Source organism: Klebsiella sp. CN_Kp088 (assembly GCF_040064335.1).
Taxonomy (GTDB): Bacteria; Pseudomonadota; Gammaproteobacteria; order Enterobacterales; family Enterobacteriaceae; genus Klebsiella; species Klebsiella aerogenes.
Window position 1 is genome coordinate 360,366 of the sequence record NZ_JBEAIQ010000001.1, and the last position, 23,535, is coordinate 383,900.

The window sequence follows — 23,535 nt, forward strand, 5'->3', positions numbered from 1 at the left end:
GCGGATATGTCCGTGAAACGGCGGTTTAGTATATGGATTTATCTGCAGTTGGAATGGATACAGAAGGATACAAAACGGCGGCATTGAGACGTACCCGCGCCTCAAGACCGCCCTGTTGCAGGTTGTGCAGGGTCAAACTTCCCTGCATCTGCCCGGCGAGCTGGGCGGCGATTGCCAGCCCCAAACCGGTACCGCCGGTATCGCGATTACGTGACTGCTCGAGGCGATAGAACGGCTGCAGTACGGCGGTGAGCTCTCCTTCCGGGATGCCGGGGCCGTCATCAACAACGTGAATGATAACATCGCCATTCGGCGGGTAACTCAGGCTGATTTCCACCTTTTCGGCGTATTTCAGCCCATTATCGATTAAGTTACTCATGATCCGCCGCAGCGCCTGCGGCTGAAGCGTCATGACGTCCACCCCTTTACCGGCACGAAAACTGACCGCTTTACCGATATCGGCATAATCACAGGCGATGCTATCCAGTAACGCATTGAGACTCATCCGCTGCGGCCCTTCTGCCAGCGGTTCGGCCGATCGTGCCAGCGCGATGCCTTCGCGAACCAGTCGGGTCATGCTATCGAGATCCTGTAACAGCTTATCGCGGAGTGCCGGTTGGTCGGCCATCTCGACTCTTAGCTTCATACGGGTAATCGGCGTCTGCAAATCGTGGGAGATCGCCGCCAGGATCCGCGCGCGCTCCTGCAAATGGTCCTGTATTCGCTTTTGCATCGCGTTGAAGGCGCGCGCCGCGCGCTGCACCTCTTGTGGTCCCTTCTCGGCCAGCGGCCCTGCAGCCGGAGTAGCCGGTTGCAGCGTATCAATGGCGCGGGTAAAGCGGGTCATCGGCGCGACCACCTGGCGGACGGCGTACCAGGCGCAAAATAGTAGTAACAGAAACTGCGCGACCAGCACCAGCGGTAGCCAACGTGCGATGGCCGGCAGCTTTGGCCACAGGTCAATGCTTAACGGCGCGCCGTCGCGCAGGGTCACGTGGGCCTGAATATGTTCGCGCGGTCCAGGGACGGCGATAATACTCACAGGATAGCGACCGCTCAGGGCTTCCTGTAACGAGCGTACCGCATCACGGGTACGCCAGCTGGTGGGATAATCGCCAGTTTGTCCGGCAGAAAGCTGATAGCGGTAGTTACCGCGCGCCAGACGCGCCAACCAATGCGGCCGTTCTTGCGCAGGAAGACGATCAAGGATAGCCACGCTGGTGGCGACATCGTATTCAAGGTTGCCCAGCATGACGCTACGGGCACTGCTCATGCGCTCGTAGAGCAGAAGCGATAGCGTCAGGGCATTAGCGAGCAGCAGAGCGAGAAAAATCATTATCATTAAGCGCGACTGCAATGACGCCGGCCACACTTTCATTATCGCGCCTCGCGGATCGACACCGGCACTGACAGCACGTAACCCTCGCTGCGCACGGTTTTGATATAGGCGGGCTCACGCGCGTCCTCCCGCAGACGCTGACGCAGGCGGCTCACCAACAGATCGATAGACCGTTCAAACAGTTCGGCATCACGCCCCTGGGTAAGATTCAACAACTGATCGCGGTTGAGCACACGTTGAGGATGATCAAGAAACACCCGCAGCAGGCGATATTCCGCCCCGCTTAGCGCCACAATTGTGCCACTCTCGTCCAGTAGATGCCGCGCCGAGGTATCGAGCAGCCAGTCGCCAAAGGCGATAAGCCTGCCGGCTTCGCTGATTTGTAAATTGGGGGGAAGCGCGCGAGCGCGGCGTAAGATGGCTTTGATCCGCGCCAGTAGCTCCCGGGCCACGAACGGTTTCACCAGATAATCGTCGGCCCCCATTTCGAGACCAAGTATACGGTCGCTATCTTCGCTACGCGCGGTCAGCATCAGCACCGGGATATCCTGTTGGCCATCATTGCGCAACTGACGACAAAGGGTTAAACCATCATCGCCGGGCAGCATGATATCGAGGACAATCAAATCGATTTGATGGTTTTTAAGTACAGACCACATCGCTTTGCCATTAGCTGCGCCGCTGGCGCGATAGCCCGATTTCTCCAGATACCCAACGATCAGTTCGCGGATATCGCGGTCGTCATCGACAACCAGGATGTGGTCAATACGTTCCAAAGGCGGCTCCTGCGGAAAAATAAGCTCATGAAAAGCATATGCGGCTTTTCCGCAAGCGCAACTCTGCGCTTGCGGCGTGGTGAGGCTTATAAGCGATCGGCATCAATAACCGCCTGAACAAATTCCGCTGGCGCCTCCTGCGGCGGGTTATGTCCCACTGCGCCTTTGAAATCCCGATGCTCATATTTACCGGTGAATTTCGCCCGATAGCTATCCGGCGCCGGATGCGGCGCGCCATTGTTTTCCCCCTCGATGGTAATCGTGGGTACGCTAATCGCCGGCAGTTTCGCGAGTCGCTGTTCGTAGGCCGCATATTTCGCTTCGCCCTGCTCCAACCCCAGGCGCCAGCGGTAGTTGCTGATGGTGACGGCAACGTGATCCGGGTTATCCAGCGCTTTCGCGCTATTGGCGAACGTGGCATCCGTGAATGTCCACCGCGGCGAAGCCTGATGCCAGATAAATTTGGCAAAGTCATGGGTATTTTGCCGGTAGCCCGCCTCGCCGCGCGGGGTGGCAAAGTAGAATTGATACCACCACGACAGTTCCGCCTGCGGCGGTAACGGCTTCTCGCCAATTCGCTGACTGCTAATCAGATAACCGCTCACCGATACCAGCGACTTAACCCGCTGCGGCCAGAGTGCCGCGACGATATCCGCTGTACGCGCGCCCCAGTCAAAGCCAGCGAAATCCGCTTGCTTAATATTTAGCGCATCCATCAGATGCACTATATCCGCCGCCATCGCCGATGGCTGACCGTTACGCGGCGTTTTAGCCGACAGGAAACGGGTGGAGCCGTAGCCGCGCAGATACGGCACGATGACCCGGTAACCCTTCTGCGCCAGCGCCGGGGCTACCTGCGCGTAGCTTTGAATATCATACGGCCAGCCGTGCAGCAAAATTACCGCCTGGCCATCGCGTGGCCCAATATCGACATAACCGATATTCAAATCGCCGGCGTTGATTTGTTGCACCTTGTCGAAAGCGCCTGCGTCTTCAGCAGCGCACACGCTGGCGGACCACAGCGTGGAGAGACACAGCGCCGTAGCGCTGACATGACGGATTGCGGATAATCTGTTCATCCTCATTTCACCTTTTATCTGGAAGCGTTAAGCAAGTACGTGAACAGTTAATCAGGCCTGTGTATCCAGCATGTGTGGGATTTATCGTGTTTTTGCATCGCCATGTATGAGGTTTGCCGATTGATACAGTGTGATACAAACGCCAGATTTGGCGATTGTTGCTAAGTTGTGAGTTTCCACTTGCCGCCGCGAACAAATCAGTTACCGTGTCAGGCATTTCCAGTACAACCACCAGATGGAGCGCGCTATGGCGATTTTTGATGGTCACAATGACCTGCTGCTCAATTTATGGCTTCACCATCGCGAGGATCCTTCAACTGCTTTCTTTGCCGGGATTGAGAACGGTCATCTCGACTATCCGCGCATGCTGCAAGGCGAATTTGCCGGCGGGCTATTCGCGCTATTCGTGCCACCGCAGGAATATATTGCCCGTATGGCGCCGCAATACGCCAGCCAACGATGGGATCCGATCGATATCCTCTGGCAGCAACTGGCCATCCTGAAACAACTTGTCACGCACTCCGCTGGACGCTTGCGATTATGTCTGAGCGCGGCGGATATCGAACGATGCCGCGAGGATAAGGTACTGGCAATGGTGGCGCATATTGAGGGCGCCGGAGGTTTTGATGGCGAGGGCGGCGACCTGCAGGCCTTCTATGCCGCCGGGGTCCGCAGCATTGGTCCGTTCTGGAACATTGCAAACCGCTTCGGCAGCGGCGTTAACGGTTCCTTTCCCGGCAGCCCGGACACTGGGCCTGGACTGACAGCGGCAGGTATCGATCTGATTAAGCAGGCCAATGCCTTGAAGATGCAGATTGACGTGTCTCATATGAATGAAAAAGCGTTCTGGGATACCGCCCAACACTCGACGTCACCGCTGGTCGCCACCCACTCGAATGCCCACGCGCTATGCCCGCAGCCGCGTAATCTCACCGATGAACAACTGCGGGCGATTCGCGACAGCGGCGGCGTGGTCGGCGTCAATTTCGGCAACGCTTTCCTGCGCGCCGACGGCAAACGCGACAGCGACACCCCATTAGCTACCATCGTTCACCATATCGACTATCTTATTAACATTATGGGCGACGATCACGTGGCGTTGGGGTCCGATTTTGACGGCATCACCCTGCCGGACGAATTGGGCGATGTTAGCGGTTTACCACGGCTAATCAACGCGTTGCGCCATAGCGGTTATGAACAATTGGTGCTGGATAAACTGCTTTGGGGCAACTGGCAAAAGGTATTAAAAAATGTTTGGCAACAATAGGTTATATTGTAAACATAAGGTTAAATGCTTACATGTTGCCGGTTGACCTTTGTCTCCCTGAGGGGCAATATTTGATGGCCATCACAAAACCGACACAACCGAAGACGTTGATGTCGCATTTTTATAGAGGAAAAAACGATGTGGAAGAAACCTGCTTTTATTGATTTACGTCTGGGTCTGGAAGTGACGCTGTACATTTCCAACCGCTAATCGCTCCGCCCGCCGTCCGTGCGGGCATTTTGTTTTTTTATCTGGTCCGTCTTCATGTTTATAAAAGTCCTCGGTTCCGCCGCTGGCGGAGGTTTTCCGCAGTGGAATTGTAACTGCGCCAACTGTCAGGGGCTGCGCAATGGCACAATTCAGGCCACCGCCCGCACCCAGTCTTCCATTATCGTTAGCGATAACGGCAAAGAGTGGGTGCTGTGTAACGCCTCTCCGGATATCAGCCAGCAAATTGCCCACACGCCAGAGTTAAACAAACAAGGCGTACTGCGCGGCACGCATATTGGCGGCATTATCCTTACCGATAGCCAGATTGACCATACTACCGGGCTGCTGAGCCTACGCGAAGGGTGTCCCCATCAGGTCTGGTGCACGCCGGAGGTACATGAGGATCTCAGCACGGGTTTTCCCATTTTTACTATGTTACGGCACTGGAACGGCGGCCTGATTCACCATCCTGTCACCCCGCTGAATAGTTTTACCGTTGACGCCTGTCCCGACCTGCAGTTTACCGCCGTCCCCATCGCCAGCAATGCGCCGCCCTACTCGCCGTTTCGCGATAGGCCGCTGCCGGGCCATAACGTGGCGCTGTTTATCGAAAACCGCCGCAACGGCCAGACGCTATTCTATGCGCCGGGGCTTGGCGAACCGGATGAAGCGCTCCTGCCGTGGCTGAAAAAAGCGGACTGCCTGCTGATTGACGGTACCGTCTGGCAGGATGATGAACTACAGGCGGCCGGCGTCGGGCGCAATACCGGTCGTGATATGGGCCATCTGGCGCTTGGCGATGAACACGGCATGATGGCGCTGCTGGCCTCACTCCCGGCGAAGCGCAAGATTCTGATTCATATCAACAATACTAATCCAATCCTTAACGAGCAGTCGCCGCAGCGTAACGCCCTGACGCAACAGGGAATTGAAGTGAGCTGGGACGGAATGCCTATCACGCTTCAGGACTAACTATGCAGATTCGCGAAACCCTATCGCCACAGGCGTTTGAACAAGCGCTACGGGAAAAAGGCGCCTACTACCATATCCATCATCCGTACCATATTGCGATGCATAACGGCGAGGCCAGCCGCGAACAAATCCAGGGCTGGGTGGCGAACCGTTTTTACTACCAGACCAATATCCCGCTAAAAGACGCGGCGATTATGGCAAACTGCCCCGATCCACACACCCGACGCAAATGGGTGCAGCGGATCCTCGACCACGATGGCAGTAACGGCCAGGAAGGCGGTATTGAAGCCTGGCTGCAGTTGGGTGAAGCCGTGGGGCTAAGCCGTGATGAGTTACTCAGCGAGCGCCACGTGCTGCCCGGGGTGCGTTTTGCCGTCGACGCCTACGTTAATTTTGCCCGGCGGGCCAACTGGCAGGAAGCGGCGTGCAGTTCGCTGACCGAACTGTTTGCCCCGCAAATCCATCAGTCGCGCCTCGACAGCTGGCCGCAGCACTACCCATGGATCAAAGAAGAAGGCTATTTCTACTTCCGCAGCCGCTTAAGCCAGGCCAATCGCGACGTCGAACATGGGCTGGAGCTGGCGAAGATCTACTGCGATAGCGCGGAAAAGCAGAACCGGATGCTGGAGATCCTGCAGTTTAAGCTCGACATTCTGTGGTCGATGCTGGATGCCATGACCATGGCCTATGCGTTGCAGCGCCCGCCCTATCATACGGTCACCGACAAGGCGGCCTGGCACACGACCCGACTGGTATAACTATGCAAAAAAGCGCAATCATCGCCTTTCGTCGCGGCTACCGCCTGCAGTGGGAAGCTGCTCAGGATAGCCACGTGATCCTCTATCCGGAAGGAATGGCGAAACTAAATGAGACCGCCGCCGCGATCCTCGAACTGGTCGATGGTCAACGCGACGCGGCAAAAATAATCGCCGAACTCAACGCCCGTTTCCCGGAAGCCGGCGGCGTCGATGACGACGTCATCGAATTCCTGCAGATAGCTTACCAACAGAAGTGGATTATCTTCCGTGAGCCAGAATAAACCCGCCGTTAATCCGCCGCTGTGGCTACTGGCGGAGCTGACCTATCGCTGTCCGTTGCAGTGCCCCTACTGCTCTAACCCGCTGGACTTTGCTCAGCAGGAGAAAGAACTCACCACCGAACAGTGGATTGAGGTCTTTCGCCAGGCGCGGGCCATGGGTAGCGTGCAGATGGGTTTCTCCGGCGGCGAACCGCTGACGCGCAAAGATCTGCCGGAGCTTATCCGCGCCGCGCGCGACCTCGGTTTTTACACCAATCTGATTACGTCAGGCATTGGGCTCACCGAGAGCAAACTCGACGCCTTCAGCGAGGCCGGGCTGGATCATATCCAGATTAGCTTCCAGGCCAGCGATGAAGTGCTTAACGCGGCGCTGGCGGGCAACAAAAAAGCGTTCCAGCAGAAGCTGGCGATGGCGAAAGCGGTAAAAGCTCGCGACTACCCGATGGTGCTGAACTTTGTCCTCCATCGCCACAATATCGACCAGATCGATAAAATCATCGATCTGTGTATCGAGCTGGAAGCGGATGATGTTGAGCTCGCCACCTGCCAGTTTTACGGCTGGGCGTTCCTCAATCGTCAGGGGTTACTGCCGACCCGCGAACAGATCGCCCGAGCTGAACAGGTCGTTGCTGATTACCGCCATAAAATGGCGGCTAACGGTAATCTGACCAATCTGCTCTTTGTCACCCCGGACTACTACGAAGAACGCCCTAAAGGCTGTATGGGCGGCTGGGGCTCAATATTCCTCAACGTGACCCCGGAAGGCACCGCGCTGCCGTGTCACAGCGCGCGCCAGTTACCGGTCGAGTTCCCGTCGGTGCTGGAGCAGAGCCTGGAATCGATCTGGTATGACTCGTTTGGCTTCAACCGCTACCGCGGCTTCGACTGGATGCCGGAGCCGTGCCGTTCCTGTGATGAAAAAGAGAAAGATTTCGGCGGCTGCCGCTGTCAGGCCTTTATGCTGACCGGCAATGCCGATAACGCTGACCCGGTGTGCAGCAAATCACCGCACCATCATAAAATCCTCGAAGCGCGGCGCGAAGCGGCCTGTAGCGACATCAAAATCAGCCAGCTGCAGTTCCGTAACCGCACCCGTTCACAGCTGATTTATAAAACCCGGGAATTGTGATGACCACCGCCACCCGCATCGTGGAACTGGCAGGCGGGATTCGCGCAACGCTGGTTCATCAGCCGCAGGCGACGCGTGCTGCGGCGTTGGTTAAGGTGGGTGCCGGAAGCCATCACGAAACCGATGCCCTGCCGGGGCTGGCCCATTTACTGGAACATTTGCTGTTTCGCGGCAGCCAGCGCTATCACGCAGACGAGCGATTAATGGCGTGGATCCAACGCCAGGGCGGCAGCGTCAACGCCACCACCCTTGCCCGCCACAGCGCCTATTTCTTCGAGGTCGCCGCCAGTAGTCTGGCCGAGGGCATCACTCGTCTACGGGATACGCTCCAGGCGCCGCTGCTGTCGCCTGAAGATATCCGTCAGGAACTGGCGGTCATCGATGCGGAAAACCGGCTTATCCAGCAGCACGATCCCTCCCGCCGTGAAGCCGCAGCCCGTCACGCGATAGCGGCGCCCGCGGCTTTTCGCCGTTTTCAGGTCGGCAGCATGGATTCGCTGGGCGGAAACTTGCCTGCGCTGCAGGTTGCGCTCGGCGAGTTTCACCAGCGCTATTATGTCGCCAGCCATCTGCAGCTATGGCTTCAGGGGCCGCAGTCGCTTGATGAATTAGCCGCATTGGCCCATTTTTTTGCCGCGGGGTTCCCTGGCGGCCTGCCGCCGGCAAACGCGCCGTCTACGTATTTTAGCAACAATGTGGATCTTCAACTGGCCGTTGAAGACAAACCGGCGGTATGGCGTTGTCCGCTCATTGCAGTAAGTGACAATGTCACTACTTTTCGTGAATTCCTACTGGATGAAGCGCCCGGCAGCCTGCTGGCCGGGCTGCGTGAATGCGGGCTCGCGGACGATGTCGCGCTGAACTGGCTTTACCAGGATGAACGTGTCGGCTGGCTGGCGCTGGTATTCAGCAGCGACCAACCCGACGCCATCAATCAGCATCTCGAGCGATGGTTGCAGGCATTGCGCCACACCTCGCCTGAACAGCAGTTGCACTATTACAGACTGGCGCAGCTGCGTTTTAACGCACTCACCCCGCTCGAACAGTTACGTCAGCGGGCATTGGGTTTTGCGCCCAATTCCCCGCCCGTCGACTTTGCCCGTTTCTGCGCCAGCTTGCTGACGGCGCCAGCCTCTTCGCTGGTGTGCCGCAAAATAGCGGCTGGCGATGGCGTGGCAACCCAGGGCTTTACCTTGCCGCTCGGCCGCAGGCAGCCACGGACAGTCGTGATTGATCCGCTGGCATTTAGCTTCTATCCGCAGGCGGCGACCGCTGCTGCGCCTGACCTGCCGCCAACGACCAGCCCGCTGCTGCATGTCATTGCAGATAATCAAACGCCAACGCTGATCGTTCGCAAGCCTTTCTATAGCGTGCTTAGTCAGGCGCAGGGAATGGCGATAAGCCAGCAGCTCCGTCCCTTGCTCGCGCAACTTCGCCATGCTGGCGGCAGCGGCGAGTGGCAAACGGTGGACGGCAACTGGCAGCTTACCCTACAGCTCCCGGAATCCGGCGGCGTAGCGGAGCGCGTCGTCACCGCGCTCATGCGCCGATTATCGCAACCTGCACTGGGGACGACGGTCGCACCTGAAACCATTGCGATTCGCCAGCTACTGCAAAAATTACCTGAACATCTGACTATCGCCCCGGCGCAAGAGGGTTGGCTGGCGGCGATGGTGGGCGGCAGCGGCAATCTGGCGCAGCAGGTTGCCCGTCAGTTGACGCTGCTCAATACCCCGGTTAACGCCGAACTTCCCTCTTCGGCGGGCTGTCGCCGCGGTATTCAGCGTATTCCTCACGCCAGCTCGGATAACGCGCTATTAGTTTTTATTCCATTGCCCGAGGGGGCATCGCTGGCCGCGCTGCAACTGCTGGCGCTACTTTGCGAGCCGCAATTCTTCCAGCGTCTGCGGGTCGAACAGCAGATTGGCTACGTGGTGAGCTGCCGTTATCAGCGGATCGCCGATCGCGATGGCCTGCTGCTGGCGCTGCAGTCGCCAGATCGTTCCATCAGTAACCTGCTACGCTGCTGTAAAACCTTTCTCCGCCAGTTAACGCTGTGTGGGCAAGCTGAGTTCAGCCAGTTACAACACCAGCTGGCTGAGCAGCACGGTCAGGCGCAGGACGCCAGCGCCACCGCACTCGCCGCCCTGCGCCAGCACTATCATCTCCCGGTAGCCACGCCGCAGAACGTTAACGACCTGCGGCTGGACGAGGTCATCACGCTATGGCGTGAGATAACTCGCCGTCGCCGCAGCTGGCGAATCCTGTATAGCGCGCCGACGACGTCCGCCACTTAAAGTGGTTACTGCGCATCGGCGCTTTCGACCTGCGGAACGTTACTTTGCGCGCTATCCGCGGCTGGCGCATTCGCCGGGTCGAAGATATGGTCGAGAATCGCACGCGCCGTCGGGCCGGCGACAACGCCATCGCCGCCGCCATTTTCGAGAATGAGCGCCATCGCCACTTTCGGATGCTGATACGGCGCAAACAGGGTATAAAAAATGTGGTCGCGCAGACGCACCGGGATCATTTTAGCGTTGTAGGTCTGGTTTTCTTTCAGGCTAAATACCTGCGAGGTCCCGGATTTCGCCGCAATCTGATACGGCGCTGTATGGAACAGCTTATATCCCGTTCCGTTCGGCAGGTTCGCCATGCCATACATACCATTGCGGACAACCCCCCAGTATGGCGATTTCGGATCGCCGACCTGCGGTAAATTGGCTGGCTGCTGATAGCGTTCGACCTTATTCCCCTGCTTCATTGAGTATAAAAGATGCGGGTTTTGTACCTTGCCGTTGTTGATTAGGGTGGTCAGCGCTTTCACCATCTGGATTGGCGTCGCGATCCAGTACCCCTGGCCGATACCGACGGAAATCGTATCGCCCTGATACCACGGTTTTTTATGTACCCGCTGTTTCCATTCGCGGCTCGGCAAAACCCCGGCGTATTCTTCATTGAGATCGATGCCGGTCGATTGTCCGTAACCAAACTTGCTCAACCACTCGTGTATACGGTCGATGCCCATCTCAAAAGCGACCTGGTAGAAGAAGGTATCCGCCGACTCTTCAATCGCTTTGGTCACATTCAACATACCATGTCCCGTTTTTAACCAGTCGCGGTAGCGGCGCTGAGTACCGGGAAGCGTCCAGGTTGGCGCGCCGAAGAAGGTGGTATTTGGCGTAATAACCCCGGCGGAAAGAGCTGAGAGCGCCATATACGGCTTGACCGTGGAAGCCGGGGGATACAATCCCTGAGTGACGCGGTTAATCAGCGGGCGATCCTGGTTATCGAGCAGCGATTTGTAAGCCTGGTAGCCAATCCCCTTAACGAAGGGGTTGGGGTCATAGCTGGGGCTGGAGACCATTGCCAGTACGCCGCCGTCGCGCGGGTCGACGGCCACGACCGCGGCGCGCTGGCCCTTCAGGACCGACTCGATGTACTGCTGCAAATGCAGGTCTAGCGTCAGATAGATATTTTTGCCGGCGACCGGCGGGACTTCTTTCAACAGGCGAACGACGCGACCGTGGTTGTCTACCTCGACTTCCTGATAACCGGTGGTGCCATGCAGCTCTTTCTCGTAATAGCCTTCAATCCCCTGTTTACCGATATTGCGATCGGCCGCGTAGTTTTCTGCTTCGCCGTTTTTCGCCAGCCGTTGTAAATCGTTATCGTTAATTTTCGAAACGTAACCGACAACGTGCGCCAGCTCCGCGCCATAGGGATAACTTCGCTGCTGATAACTCTCGACGGTAACGCCGGGAAAACGAAATTCGTTGACAGCAAAGCGCGCCACTTCCACATCGGTAAGATCGGATTTCAGCGTCACCTCTTTATAGCGGCTATTGTGGTGCATATCGTCGCGGAAACTGGCGATATCATCCGCCGTCAGGTCGACAATCGGGCTTAACGCCTGCAGCAGCGCCGACATATCGGCAATCTTGCTGGGGATCACCTGCAGGCGATACAGGGTGATATTTTGCACCAGCGGAATACCGTTGCGGTCGAAAATCAGCCCCCGGCTTGGCGCGATCGGCAACATTTTAATGTCGTTTTGATTGGAGCGGGTCTGATAAAAGTCGTGCTGCTCTACCTGGAGATGGTAGAGATTGAAAATCAACACCCCAAAGCAGACCACCACCAACAGGAAAGCAATAACGGCGCGGCGGATAAACAGCATCTCTTCTGCCGAGTGGTCGCGGATCTCATCTCTCAATAGGGCCATTGGCGGCAATTTACCTGCGTCACTGGAAAGCACAAAACAAAGGCGAAGAAGAATAGCTTTATTGACGCATTAGCCCTACTGAAAGGTTGCTAATGAACTGGCAGAAATGTATCAGTATGTTAGAACGTGAGATGCCTTTCTCAACGAGAGAAAGGCATAAAAACGCGTTGTCAGGCAGTAACGATTATTTTCTGGCCTCAAAAGCGATCTTTACCGCCATTCCGGCAAGTACCGTCGCCATCAGCCAACGTTGGAATTGTTGCCAACCCGGTCGCCGCCCAAGAAACAGCGCCACCTGCCCGGCCAGCATAATAATAAGCCCGTTAACCGCCACGCTTATTAGCACCTGGGTACAGCCAAGTATTAGCGACTGACTCAGCACGCTACCGAGCCCGGGAGTGATAAACTGCGGCAGCAAAGACAAATACAAGATAGCCACTTTAGGATTCGCCAGGCTGGTAAGAAAGCCCATCAGAAACAGCTTACGCCCGCTATCAGCCGGTAAATCGCGCACCGCGAAAATCTGCCGCCCACCGGGTTTAATCGCCTGCCACGCTAAATAGAGCAAATAAGCCACTCCGCAAATTCGCAACGCATCGTAGGCATAGGGTACGGCGAAAACCAGCGCGGTTATGCCAAAAGCCGCACACAGCATATAAAAGAAAAATCCCACCGCAACGCCAGCAAGGGATATAAAGCCGGCGCGTTTTCCCTGGCAAATCGACCGTGAAGTGAGGTACATCATGTTGGGGCCAGGAGTTAACACTAACCCCAACGCCACCGCGGCAAAAGCCGATAATGAAGCTAATTCAGGCATAACTTATCTCCAGATAGGGGTAATGCCCAGGCGCGCGGCGTACTTGACCATGCTCCCCAACAGTATTCTGTCTTTAGCGCCAGTCACATGGTGTCTAAGTATTAGCTTATTCCCGTTCGGTCGACAACCATTTCGCCTTTCCCGACCGTTTAGGAGGTGCAACTGCTCCTGATACGCCAGACGCGTATATAAAGTACAGCGCTAACGCCAAACATAGCACCGCCGCCAGGCGTTGTGGCGAAAAGTCAATAGCGCTATTTCCCAACCACCCGAAATTATCAATCAGCAAGCTCATCGCGAGTTGACCAAATATTACCGCCACCGTCGCCGTTGCCGTGCCGATTCGCTGTACTGCCAGCACCATGATGACAATATAGGGAACCCCGCAGAACGCCCCAAGCAGTTGCCATTTTGGTACATCCAGCAGCGTCATTGACTGCTGCGGAGCAAAGAAAACGATTAATAAACCGGTCACCAATGCGCCAATGGAAAAGGTCAAAAAGGCGCTACGCAATATTCCGACTTGCACGCCAAGACGGCCATTCACCGCAGCCTGTACGCTTAGCAATGCGCCGCCAATCAGCGACAAAATAATCATCAACATATTCATCTCAGCACCTCAATCAACGGCAATCAGCACTAATGCCGCCACAATGAACAACAGAGCAATAACCCGGCGGCGATCTATTTTTCGCCGCGGGCTACCAAACCAGCCAAAATGATCGATTAACAGACTCTTACATACTTGACCGGCGAGAACACCGGTAATCGTCATTGCGATACCGATCGTCGGAGTAACAATCGTTAATATCAGCACATAACCTGGCCCCAATAGACCACCGGTTAATTGCCAACCGGGGAGCGAAAAAAAAGAGGGACTCTGTCGCGGGCTAAAAAAAAGCATCAGTAAAAACGTTAATGCCGCGCCAATGGCGAAAATACTCATTGTTGCCCATAAATCACCGACCTGACCCGCCAGCGGCCCCAATAGACCTGCCTCTACGGACAGCCCCATTCCGCCGGCAATCACTAAAAAAATCAGCACACGCTGCATGTTAAATACTCTTCAGTTGTTAAGAGCGGAAGAGAATAGAACGACGCGCTAATGCAAAAAATAGTATAGTTTTGCAAACACCTTTGCAGGATTTGCATTAATGGCCGACGTAGGTAACATCAATCTCCGCGCCCTCCAGCTGTTTATCGCCGTGTATGACAGCCATAGTTTTTCCGTTGTCGCGCGCCGTGAAGGCGTGTCCCCTTCTCTGATTTCACGAGTCATCCAGCAACTTGAGGATGCGCTTGGCCAGCAGCTGTTCTACCGCAATACCCGTGCGGTCGTTCCAACGGAGGCCGGAAACCTGTTTGCTGACTATGCCCGCGGGATGACCGAGCAATTCGCTCACGCGCAACGCGAATTACAGGATCGCGCCCAACAACCTGGCGGACTCGTGCGCATCAACGCCCCGGTCTACTTTGGCCAACGGCATATCGCGCCATGGTTAGCGGGACTGGCCGATCGTTATCCCGAGCTGGAGTACGAATTAATCCTGACCGATGACTTTGTCGATCCTCATCGCCAGGCGACTGATATCATTTTTCGCATCAGCGCCCTGCCTGACGCCAGCTATCACGCAAAGGTTTTTGGCGCCCAGCGCTATTACCTCGCCGCAGCGCCTGGTTACCTTTCCCGTTTCGGCGCGCCGCAATCGCCTTCTGAGCTTAATCAACACCGCACGCTGGTGTATCGCGGTTCACAGGGTGCTAACCGTTGGCTTTTTCGCCAGAGGGAAGAAGAGTGGATCCATTACCCGCAAACACCGCGGCTAATCTCAAACAACGCCGATGCCCTTCTCACTTTAGCGATTGGCGGAATGGGCATTGTTTTGTTTCCGGACTGGATGGTGAGCGACGCGCTGGCGCAGGGAACATTAGTAGCGCTGATGAATGACTACAGCGTTGGCATTAACCATTTGCCCTCTTACATTGCCGCGATTTATCCGCATGCTCGTCATCCGTCGCTCAATGTACGCACCGTTATTGATTATTTTACCGACGTTTTCGGCACGCCGCTTTACTGGCAACGCTAATCCTTTCATCGCAGTAAAATTGTCATATCTCAAACAATTAGCGATCCGTAGCGGTTAACGCATCATAACGTTTCCTTTACCGCTGCGTTACGACTATGTTTAAAGGTGTGGTTTTGAATTTCGCCGAGTAAACACACTAAAACACTGGTTTTAATTATGTTTGTTGAACGGTAAAAGCTATTAAATCCGTAGACTCATTCAAATATCGCTTATTGGTAGCAGTGTATATCGTAATGGCATTCACAAAAGCAAACGGAGCCTGATATGAGCACGTCAAATGATCCCACTAACAACCCATCCGCAGGGAAATGTCCTTTCCACGCCGGGACGCCGAAGCAAAGCGCCGGCAGCGGTACCGCCAACCGTGACTGGTGGCCCAACCAACTTCGTGTTGACCTGCTGAATCAGCACTCCAATCGTTCTAACCCGTTGGGTGAAAACTTCAACTATCGGGAAGAGTTCAAAAAGCTCGACTACTCCGCATTGAAAGCCGACCTTCGCGCGCTACTGACCGACTCCCAGGAGTGGTGGCCCGCCGATTGGGGCAGCTACATTGGCCTGTTTATCCGTATGGCGTGGCACGGCGCGGGGACTTACCGTACCGTCGATGGCCGCGGCGGCGCCGGTCGCGGGCAGCAGCGCTTCGCCCCGCTTAACTCCTGGCCGGATAACGTCAGCCTTGATAAAGCCCGTCGTCTGCTGTGGCCGGTGAAACAAAAATATGGTCAGAAAATCTCCTGGGCCGACCTGTATATGCTGGCGGGTAACGTGGCATTAGAAAACGCCGGCTTCCGTACCTTCGGTTTCGGCGCAGGGCGTGAAGACGTGTGGGAACCGGACCTCGATGTTGACTGGGGCGATGAAAAAGAGTGGCTGAAACATCGCCACCCGGAAAGCCTGGAAAAACAGGCGCTGGGCGCCACAGAAATGGGTCTCATCTATGTCAACCCGGAAGGCCCTAACGCCAGCGGCGATCCGCTTTCCGCCGCGGCAGCCATTCGTGCGACCTTCGGCAATATGGCGATGGACGATGAAGAAATCGTCGCGCTGATCGCCGGCGGCCATACGCTGGGTAAAACGCACGGCGCCGCACCGGCAAGCCACGTTGGCCCGGAACCGGAAGCCGCCCCGCTGGAATCTCAGGGTCTTGGCTGGAGCAGTACTTACGGCAGCGGTGTAGGCGCGGACGCCATCACCTCGGGTCTGGAAGTGGTATGGACGCAAACCCCGACCCAATGGAGTAACTACTTCTTCGAGAACCTGTTCAAATACGAATGGGTGCAGACGCGCAGCCCGGCGGGGGCTATTCAGTTTGAAGCGAAAGATGCGCCTGAGATTATTCCAGATCCGTTTGATCCGAATAAAAAACGCAAGCCGACCATGCTGGTAACGGACCTGACGCTGCGCTTCGACCCGGAATTCGGCAAAATATCGCGCCGTTTCCTGAACGATCCGCAGGCCTTTAACGAAGCCTTCGCCCGCGCCTGGTTTAAACTGATTCACCGCGATATGGGGCCAAAATCCCGTTATCTCGGTCCGGAAGTGCCAAAAGAAGATCTGATTTGGCAGGATCCGTTACCGGCACCGACCCATAATCCAACCGCCTCCGACATCGCTACGCTGAAAACGGCCATTGCGGATTCAGGGCTGTCAGTTAGCGAACTGGTCTCCGTTGCCTGGGCTTCCGCCTCAACCTTCCGCGGTGGCGATAAGCGCGGCGGCGCTAACGGCGCGCGTCTGGCCCTGCTGCCACAGAGAGAATGGCCGGTCAACGCCATTGCCAGCAAAGTGCTGCCAACGCTACAGGCCATCCAGAAGGCATCGGGTAAAGCGTCGCTGGCGGATATCATTGTTCTGGCGGGCGTCGTGGGGGTTGAGCAGGCCGCAGCGGCTGCCGGCGTTCAAGTAAACGTGCCGTTTGCGCCGGGTCGCGTTGATGCGCGCCAGGATCAGACCGATGTTGAAGCAATGGATCTGCTGCAGCCGCTGGCCGACGGTTTCCGTAATTACCGTCGCATCGAAGGCGGCGTGTCGACGGAAACCCTGCTTATCGATAAAGCGCAGCAGCTAACCCTGACGGCGCCGGAAATGACGGCGCTGGTCGGCGGCTTGCGCGTGCTGGGCGCTAACTTCGATGGCAGCCAACATGGCGTCTTCACCGATCGCGTCGGCGTCCTCAGCACTGACTTCTTCGTCAACCTGCTGGATATGGGCACCGTATGGAAAGCCGCGGATGAACAGGCTGAGCTGTTTACCGGTCACGACCGTAAGAGCGGCGAAGAGAAATATACCGCCACTCGCGTCGATCTGGTGTTCGGTTCTAACTCGGTCCTGCGCGCGCTGGCCGAAGTCTATGCCTGTGCCGATGCGCAACAGAAATTCGTTACTGATTTCGTTGCCGCATGGACCAAGGTAATGAATCTGGACCGTTTCGATCTGTAATTCCCCTGCCCGCCGGTAAATCATCGGCGGCAGGTTACTCTGTTAAAGCGCCGCTCATTATCGAGCGGCGTTTTTTTATGCTTCCCGCGCGAGCTGCTGTAACCGACTGTAGGTGCGTTGAATATCATCCAGCTCCACATCCGCCACCAGTGTTTCCAGCCCGCAATCGGTAATTAATATTAAGCGGCACTGTTTTTCATACAAAATATCCACCACGTTGATAAAGCGCTGCTGCGCCGCTGGGCTAACTCGCGCCAACGGTGGAACATTCTCGACGAGCCAGTGCTGATGCTGCTCGCATAGCGTCAGATAATCCATGACCGAGGTGGGCGCAAGACAGAGCTGGTCGAAAGTGAAATGCAGAAAGGTACCTTGCGGCGATGCCGTTTGCAGGGTTCGATAACCTACTTGCAGAGCCTGCGCCTGCAGGGCAATAGCCGGCAAACCGAGCGCCGCGCGGCTGCTGAGAGTTGGCTGCACCAACAATTTTCCCTGGCAGAAATCATTCTCCAGCGAGGTATGTCGCTCGCGATAATCCTGTTCGCCGTTGAGCGCCGTTACCGTCATATGGCGTTTAATGAGGTTAATGGAAGGCAAAAAACGTTCGTGATAAAGCGGATTCGCCAGCAAACGGTCGGGCGGATAATTGGAGGTCGCTAATAAGACGATATTTTGCGTGAACAAATGTTCCAGTAGCACCTTTATCAACATCGCATCAGCCGGGTCATGAAGATGAAACTCATCAAAACAGAGCAGACGACAGTTGTCGGTCATTTGCGCGACGACCTCTTGCAACCGCGGCGCCGAAGGGGCGTTCAGCCGCTGATGGAGCTCGCGGAAAAAGTGATGAAAATGCACCCGCCGCTTTTCACGCAGCGGCAAGCTGGCAAAGAAGCTATCGAGAATAAAGCTCTTCCCGCGCCCGGTTCGCCCCCAGACGTACAATCCTTGTATTGCCGTTTGCTGCCGGAATAACTGCTGGCTCAGCATTTGCAAATCGGCGACCAACGCGAGCTGGTCGGCATCAAGGGTGAGATTTTCTTTTGCCGCCCGTTGAGCCATCACGGCGCTAAAACAGAAATCAGCGTACTGTTGCATGGGATTAACTAGCGCTATTTTTATTGAGAATGGTCGCCATGACGTTGTCAAAATGCGGCAGATCCTTAGCCACGGTAAATGCGGGATTCATCGCTTTACGGCCAATCAGACCATCGATGAATGCAAAGATGGTGAGCGTTGCTTCTTCGACGTTAACGTGTGGGCTGAGCTCGCCAGCGGCAATTCCTTGAGCAATAATCTGTGCCATTCCGTCGCGCATGATCCTGTCGCTATTGACGAAAATCTGCCGCAGCGCCGGCTTTCTTGCCGATTCCGCAATAATTTCCACCCACAGCTGGTGCGAAGAGGGATACCCCACTTCTTCTATACAGGAAACGGCTAAGGCGCAAATCTGCGCAAAATGGGAACCTTCGAAGCGCTCCTGATGCTTAGCTAATGCCGTTTTTTGCTCTTCAAGGATAATCGCCTCAATGAGTTCATCTTTGCCTTTGAAGTAGGTGTACATCGCGCCGAGGCTAATACCTGCGCGCAGTGCAATTTCGCGCACGCTGGTTCCATTAAATCCTTTTTCGGCAAAGCACGCCGCCGCGGCGACAATCAGCTTATGGTACGTTTCTGAATTATTTAACATTTCAACTACCTCCGGCGATGGGCAATTCTACCTGCTTCAAGCGCTTTTTGGCTAGCAGCCTAATGTTAGGGTAAATAACCCGTTTTTACTTGCCATCACCGACAGTGCGCCTCATTATTAATGAATGAACGTTCGTTCATTTGTGATGATAAATATGAGGAGAACCATGATGCCAAATACCCAATCCAGTCTGCGTTTGCTTTTTCCGCAATGGCAAGGCGGCAACAATCCGCCCTACTTCTTCGGCTCCCGGATGCTGTCCTGGCTGGCGCCGCCTGCGCAAGGCGTTGTCGAGGAGGTCTGTGTCCCCGAACCAGGACACGCTCAACTGGCAAATGAAGATGGAATTGTCGGCCGCCGGGCGATCGTTGAACAGTTGCTTGATGCACAAGACAAAATCACTCGAAATCAGCCAGAGACCATTGTCACCTTAGGGGGCGATTGCCTGGTCTCCCTGGCTCCTTTCGCCTGGCTTGTGGAAAAATATGGCGATAAATTGGGGGTATTATGGATTGATTCTCACCCGGACGTTATGACGCCAGAGCAGTTCCCACATGCCCATGCCCACGTTCTTGGGGCGTTAATGGGCAATGGCGACGCGGAATTAACCCAGGTGGTCAGAAAGCCATTATCACCTGGCAAAGCGCTCATTGCCGGGATCCATAGCCCGCTCGATGTCGAAAAACAGTTTATTAGTGAACGCGGTATCGCCACCTTAAGCCCATCAGAGCTGCGTCAGAATCCGCAGGCGATTGACGAGTGGATAGCGCGTGAACGTATTGAGTACCTGGCCATCCATCTCGATCTTGATGTCCTCGACCCGGCCCTGTTTCGAGCAGTGCTGTTTGCTCGTCCGGGGCGCTGCGTACACGATTTTGGCGATGTCGCCGAAGGGAAACTGACGATTGCCGAAGTGGTTAATCTTATCAATCAAACCGCCGCTCAGGCCAAACCGGTCGGCCTCACCGTCGCCGAACACCTGCCCTGGGATACCTTAAACCTGAAGAATATGCTCGAAGCTCTACCATTATTGAGTTAATCGACGTGTTCCCGTGGTGGAAAGTACCATTTGCCATGTTGCAGGAATACCGCAGGGACTTTAGGCCCGGAGCGATAACGCCCCGGGCCTTAAACTACCTAATCCAGACGGTGAGTAAGACTATCACCACCATCATCAACACGGCCTGGAGAAAGATTGGGTCTAATGATGTTTTGCGCATAGTCCCCCCGCTATTCAAAGATTTGCCGTATCGCCAGCGCCAGTACCAGCAAACCGGCCAGTAAAAACATCCAGGCGATGAGATCCTCTGGTGAACGATTCATCGTCATCCTCCTTTTTGTCATCAGAACCACTGGCCAAAGCGCTTGATATAGAAACGTTTCATACCCTGCGCCACCAGGCAGTAGCTCAGCAACGTGGCAACGAGCCACGGGAAATAACTCAGCGGCAGCGGCTCAAGCCCCACCATGGCGCCGAGCGGCGAGAACGGGATATAGATGCCGATGGCCATAATGGCGGCGGTGGTGAGCAAAACCGGCAGCGTCGCGCGGCTCTGGATGAACGGAATTTTCTGCGTTCTCAACATATGCACCACCAGCGTCTGCGACAGCAGCCCTTCGATAAACCAGCCGGACTGGAACAAGGCCTGCGCTTCCACATGATTGGCGGCGAAGACGTACCACATCAGAGCAAAGGTGGTGATATCGAATATCGACGACGTGGGGCCAATCCACAGCATAAAGCGGCCAATGTTCTTCGCATCCCACTTGCGCGGCTTACGCAAAAACTCCTTATCCATTTTGTCCCACGGCAGCGACAGCTGTGAGATGTCGTACATCAGATTCTGAATCAACAGATGAATCGCCAGCATCGGCAGGAAAGGGATAAAGGCGCTGGCGACCAGCACCGAAAACACGTTGCCGAAGTTGGAGCTGGCGGTCATGTTCAGGTACTTAATAATGTTGCCAAAGGTCTCGCGTCCTTTAATCACCCCCTCTTCCAGCACCATCAGGTCTTTTTCCAGCAGAATAATATCCGAGGACTCCTTCGCGATATCCGCCGCGCTATCGACAGAAATACCCACATCGGCATCGCGCAGCGCCGGGGCGTCGTTAATGCCATCGCCCAGAAAACCAACGGTATGGCCATTTTTCTGTAGCATCTGCAGAATGCGCGACTTCTGCAGCGGCGTCAGTTTGGCGAACACCGCGCGTTTCTCGACCTCCTGCTGAAGCTGGCGGTCAGTCATTGACTCAACCTGTTGGCCGGTGAGTATGTCGTGCGCATCAATGCCCACTTCAAGACAAATCCGCGCCGTTACAACCGGGTTATCACCGGTAAGTACCTTGACCGCGACACCGTTATCACGCAGTGCGGTAATGGCTTTGCCCGCGCTTTCCTTCGGTGGGTCGAGGAACGTCAACATGCCCTCGACGGTGAGCCCCTGTTCATCAGCTGCGGTGAGCGGCACGCTTAGCGCCGCGTCATCCAGCTTGCGGGTAGCGACCAGCAATACCCGAAAACCCTGAGCGTTATAATCTTCGGTTTTCGTCAGCAATAGTTCCCGGCGCAGCGCGTCCAGTTCAACGATCTTGTCGCCCTCACGAATATGGGTCGCGGCTTCGAGCATCTCTTCAACCGCCCCTTTACAAATCAGGCTTTTATCGCCATAGCGGCTGTCTTCCACCGAGACCGATACGCGGCGGCGTACAAAATCGAACGGCAATTCATCGAGCTTCACGAAACGCTCTTTTTCCGCCGGCGCCAGCCGCCCTTCCCCATAGCGCAACACGGCTCTGTCCATCAGATTGCGCGCTCCGCTTTGGCTGCTGCTATTCAGCCACGCCAGCATTAATACTCGATTGCTTTCCGCGCCGCCAACGTCGAGATGATGCTCAAGGATGATATTGTCCTGGGTCAGGGTGCCGGTTTTATCCGTACACAGCACATCCATTGCGCCGAAGTTTTGAATGGCATTGAGACGCTTAACGATCACCTTACGTCGCGACATGGCAATCGCGCCCTTCGCCAGATTCGAACTGACGATCATGGGTAACATCTCCGGCGTTAAACCGACCGCCACCGCCAGGGCAAAAAGCGAGGCTTCAACCCAATCGCCTTTACTGAAACCGTTAATCAACAATACGATCGGTACCATGATCAGCATAAAGCGGATTAACAACCAGCTGACGCTATTCACCCCGCGATCGAAGGCAGTCTGCGTGCGGGTACCGACGATCGATTTTGCCAGCGAGCCAAACCAGGTCCGGTCGCCGGTCGCCACCACCACCGCCTGCGCCCTGCCGCTGGTGACATTCGTCCCCATCAGACAGATATTGCCCATCTCTAACAGACTTTTATTTTTATCCGGCGTCGGTAAACGATCGCTGCATTTTCCCGACACGCTAGCCATGAGATCATATTTTTCTACTGGCAGTGATTCACCGCTAAGAATGGACTGACTGACAAAGAGGTCCCGTGATTCCAGCAGACGAACATCTGCCGGCACCAGATCGCCTGCGGCAAGGAAAATAATATCGCCTGGCACCAGCTCTTCAATGGGTATTTCCTCCTGGCTGGGGCCAATATTGCCCGGCCCGCGGCGCAGTACCGTTGCGGTGGTACGGACCATGGATTTCAGCGCCTGCGCGGCTTTATTGGTCCTGAACTCCTGCCAGAAGCGTAATAGCCCACTCAGGCTCACCATCGTCAGGATAATAATAACGCCGGTGAGGTCGGTCTCTTCACCGTTACGCAGCGGTAGCCAGTAATCGGTAATAAAACTGACTGCCGCCAGCGCCATCAGCACATAAATAAACGGATTATTAAATGCCTGCAGTAATTGAATAAAAAACGGCGGCGCGGTTTCACGCGCCACTTCATTGCGGCCATAGTCTTCCAGCCGCTCCAGCGCATCGGCGGTCGTTAGCCCCTGCCGACTGCTATTTAAACGCGCAAGCGTGTGATCCGGACTGTTAAAGGCCTCCGTTTCAATCGCAAAGCTCTTTTTATGCTGCTTATCATTTTCTGACGCAGACCGGTTTGCATTCCGGTTTTCTAATTTCATGTCAGTCATGATTCATCCCCAAATTTAGATGTGGTAATCCCTGCATAAATAAATCATGCATAGTTAGATGTTATTTTTTCACACTCACAAATTGCGCGTAGTAGATATTCCTGCGTAGATTGCTAAACCGCAGTGAGATAGCCTTAAGAGCCTGTGTGAGCGTGTGTTACCGCGTAAAAGGCGGAGGGAACAGGGCGTAGAAAAATAATAGCATGATAAATTACCTCGCAAAAAAGCGAATTCCAGTTCTCAGGAGGCAATCAGGATTGGGAAAGGATTGCTGCCTGCCGGTTGGCAAACAGCGCAGAATAGATAGCGTCAGTTTGCCTTGATGTTTAAATAAGGGTGACTGTCCAACGTATCTCTCCTGTGTAAAGTTGTGCTTAGTATAGCCCGCGA

22 protein-coding genes and 1 riboswitch are annotated in these 23,535 nt (G+C 55.4%); of the genes, 10 read left to right on the forward strand and 12 right to left on the reverse strand.

Annotated features, from left to right (window positions below):
- Positions 1–25: 25 nt before the first annotated feature.
- The 3 genes from ABLV08_RS01775 to ABLV08_RS01785 form a co-directional block, all read right to left on the reverse strand.
- Positions 26–1,378 (reverse strand): ATP-binding protein, encoded by a 1,353-nt coding sequence (locus ABLV08_RS01775; RefSeq protein ID WP_047056868.1) that lies wholly within the window; start codon positions 1,376–1,378, stop codon positions 26–28.
- A complete protein-coding gene (locus ABLV08_RS01780; RefSeq protein WP_032708104.1) occupies positions 1,378–2,115 on the reverse strand; it encodes a response regulator in 738 nt (245 codons plus the stop codon). The genes ABLV08_RS01775 and ABLV08_RS01780 overlap by 1 nt, the downstream gene beginning before the upstream one ends.
- Positions 2,116–2,201: 86 nt before the next feature.
- Positions 2,202–3,194 (reverse strand): alpha/beta hydrolase, encoded by a 993-nt coding sequence (locus ABLV08_RS01785; RefSeq protein WP_042897365.1) that lies wholly within the window; start codon positions 3,192–3,194, stop codon positions 2,202–2,204.
- 247 nt (positions 3,195–3,441) lie between these two features.
- Here ABLV08_RS01785 and ABLV08_RS01790 point away from each other — a divergent pair, with 247 nt between their 5' ends.
- The 7 genes from ABLV08_RS01790 to pqqF all read left to right on the forward strand — a co-directional run bounded on the left by ABLV08_RS01790 (position 3,442) and on the right by pqqF (position 10,108).
- Complete coding sequence (locus ABLV08_RS01790; RefSeq protein WP_063421241.1) at positions 3,442–4,461, forward strand: dipeptidase; 1,020 nt, start codon at positions 3,442–3,444, stop codon at positions 4,459–4,461.
- A 138-nt stretch (positions 4,462–4,599) separates the two neighbouring features.
- A complete protein-coding gene (gene pqqA / locus ABLV08_RS01795) occupies positions 4,600–4,671 on the forward strand; it encodes a pyrroloquinoline quinone precursor peptide PqqA (protein ID WP_002905689.1) in 72 nt (23 codons plus the stop codon).
- A 54-nt stretch (positions 4,672–4,725) separates the two neighbouring features.
- Positions 4,726–5,643: a pyrroloquinoline quinone biosynthesis protein PqqB gene (gene pqqB, locus ABLV08_RS01800; RefSeq protein WP_047052390.1), complete on the forward strand. Its 918-nt coding sequence runs from the start codon at positions 4,726–4,728 to the stop codon at positions 5,641–5,643.
- Positions 5,644–5,645: 2 nt separating this feature from the next.
- Positions 5,646–6,401 (forward strand): pyrroloquinoline-quinone synthase PqqC, encoded by a 756-nt coding sequence (pqqC, locus tag ABLV08_RS01805; RefSeq protein ID WP_020078733.1) that lies wholly within the window; start codon positions 5,646–5,648, stop codon positions 6,399–6,401.
- A 2-nt stretch (positions 6,402–6,403) separates the two neighbouring features.
- Positions 6,404–6,682, forward strand: a complete 279-nt coding sequence (gene pqqD, locus ABLV08_RS01810; RefSeq protein WP_015366526.1) for a pyrroloquinoline quinone biosynthesis peptide chaperone PqqD — start codon at positions 6,404–6,406, stop codon at positions 6,680–6,682.
- The gene (pqqE, locus tag ABLV08_RS01815; protein WP_032708109.1) at positions 6,669–7,811 is read left to right on the forward strand and encodes a pyrroloquinoline quinone biosynthesis protein PqqE; all 1,143 of its coding nucleotides are present in this window, start codon (positions 6,669–6,671) and stop codon (positions 7,809–7,811) included. The genes pqqD and pqqE overlap by 14 nt, the downstream gene beginning before the upstream one ends.
- Complete coding sequence (gene pqqF, locus ABLV08_RS01820) at positions 7,811–10,108, forward strand: pyrroloquinoline quinone biosynthesis protein PqqF (protein WP_348855471.1); 2,298 nt, start codon at positions 7,811–7,813, stop codon at positions 10,106–10,108. Before pqqE ends, pqqF begins: the two co-directional genes overlap by 1 nt.
- Positions 10,109–10,113: 5 nt before the next feature.
- On the opposite strand, the gene mrdA is transcribed toward pqqF, so the two are convergent.
- The 4 genes from mrdA to ABLV08_RS01840 all read right to left on the reverse strand — a co-directional run bounded on the left by mrdA (position 10,114) and on the right by ABLV08_RS01840 (position 13,904).
- On the reverse strand, positions 10,114–12,033 hold the full coding sequence (gene mrdA, locus ABLV08_RS01825) for a penicillin-binding protein 2 (protein WP_032711686.1): 1,920 nt from the start codon (positions 12,031–12,033) through the stop codon (positions 10,114–10,116).
- Between the two features lie 184 nt (positions 12,034–12,217).
- A complete protein-coding gene (locus ABLV08_RS01830; RefSeq protein WP_348855472.1) occupies positions 12,218–12,850 on the reverse strand; it encodes a LysE family translocator in 633 nt (210 codons plus the stop codon).
- Positions 12,851–12,867: 17 nt separating this feature from the next.
- Positions 12,868–12,947: riboswitch (ZMP/ZTP riboswitch) on the reverse strand.
- A 9-nt stretch (positions 12,948–12,956) separates the two neighbouring features.
- On the reverse strand, positions 12,957–13,460 hold the full coding sequence (locus ABLV08_RS01835; RefSeq protein WP_045382289.1) for a DMT family transporter: 504 nt from the start codon (positions 13,458–13,460) through the stop codon (positions 12,957–12,959).
- A gap of 9 nt (positions 13,461–13,469) precedes the next feature.
- Positions 13,470–13,904, reverse strand: a complete 435-nt coding sequence (locus tag ABLV08_RS01840; RefSeq protein ID WP_015705485.1) for a DMT family transporter — start codon at positions 13,902–13,904, stop codon at positions 13,470–13,472.
- 100 nt (positions 13,905–14,004) lie between these two features.
- Here ABLV08_RS01840 and ABLV08_RS01845 point away from each other — a divergent pair, with 100 nt between their 5' ends.
- Both ABLV08_RS01845 and katG read left to right on the forward strand, forming a co-directional pair.
- Entirely contained in the window at positions 14,005–14,937 is a 933-nt protein-coding gene (locus ABLV08_RS01845) for a LysR family transcriptional regulator (RefSeq protein ID WP_348855474.1), read from the forward strand.
- Positions 14,938–15,201: 264 nt separating this feature from the next.
- Complete coding sequence (gene katG, locus ABLV08_RS01850; protein WP_015366518.1) at positions 15,202–17,379, forward strand: catalase/peroxidase HPI; 2,178 nt, start codon at positions 15,202–15,204, stop codon at positions 17,377–17,379.
- 75 nt (positions 17,380–17,454) lie between these two features.
- On the opposite strand, the gene zapE is transcribed toward katG, so the two are convergent.
- Together zapE and ABLV08_RS01860 are read right to left on the reverse strand one after the other, a co-directional pair.
- On the reverse strand, positions 17,455–18,477 hold the full coding sequence (gene zapE, locus ABLV08_RS01855) for a cell division protein ZapE (RefSeq protein WP_348855475.1): 1,023 nt from the start codon (positions 18,475–18,477) through the stop codon (positions 17,455–17,457).
- A 4-nt stretch (positions 18,478–18,481) separates the two neighbouring features.
- Positions 18,482–19,069: a TetR/AcrR family transcriptional regulator gene (locus ABLV08_RS01860; RefSeq protein ID WP_045382301.1), complete on the reverse strand. Its 588-nt coding sequence runs from the start codon at positions 19,067–19,069 to the stop codon at positions 18,482–18,484.
- A gap of 169 nt (positions 19,070–19,238) precedes the next feature.
- Between ABLV08_RS01860 and ABLV08_RS01865 the strand changes: the two genes are divergently transcribed.
- Positions 19,239–20,108, forward strand: coding sequence for an arginase family protein (locus tag ABLV08_RS01865; protein ID WP_348855554.1), 870 nt, complete (start codon positions 19,239–19,241; stop codon positions 20,106–20,108).
- Between the two features lie 94 nt (positions 20,109–20,202).
- Here ABLV08_RS01865 and mgtU read toward each other — a convergent pair whose 3' ends face one another.
- Genes mgtU through mgtA form a run of 3 tightly spaced genes read right to left on the reverse strand, consistent with a single transcriptional unit; the run spans position 20,203 to position 23,145 of the window.
- Positions 20,203–20,289 carry a magnesium transporter protection protein MgtU gene (mgtU, locus tag ABLV08_RS01870; RefSeq protein ID WP_251009860.1) on the reverse strand — a complete coding sequence of 29 codons (87 nt, stop codon included), beginning with the start codon at positions 20,287–20,289 and terminating at the stop codon, positions 20,203–20,205.
- Positions 20,290–20,299: 10 nt separating this feature from the next.
- Positions 20,300–20,392, reverse strand: a complete 93-nt coding sequence (gene mgtR / locus ABLV08_RS01875) for a protein MgtR (RefSeq protein ID WP_020078726.1) — start codon at positions 20,390–20,392, stop codon at positions 20,300–20,302.
- Between the two features lie 20 nt (positions 20,393–20,412).
- Positions 20,413–23,145, reverse strand: a complete 2,733-nt coding sequence (gene mgtA / locus ABLV08_RS01880; protein WP_049057974.1) for a magnesium-translocating P-type ATPase — start codon at positions 23,143–23,145, stop codon at positions 20,413–20,415.
- Between the last annotated feature and the right edge of the window lie 390 nt (positions 23,146–23,535).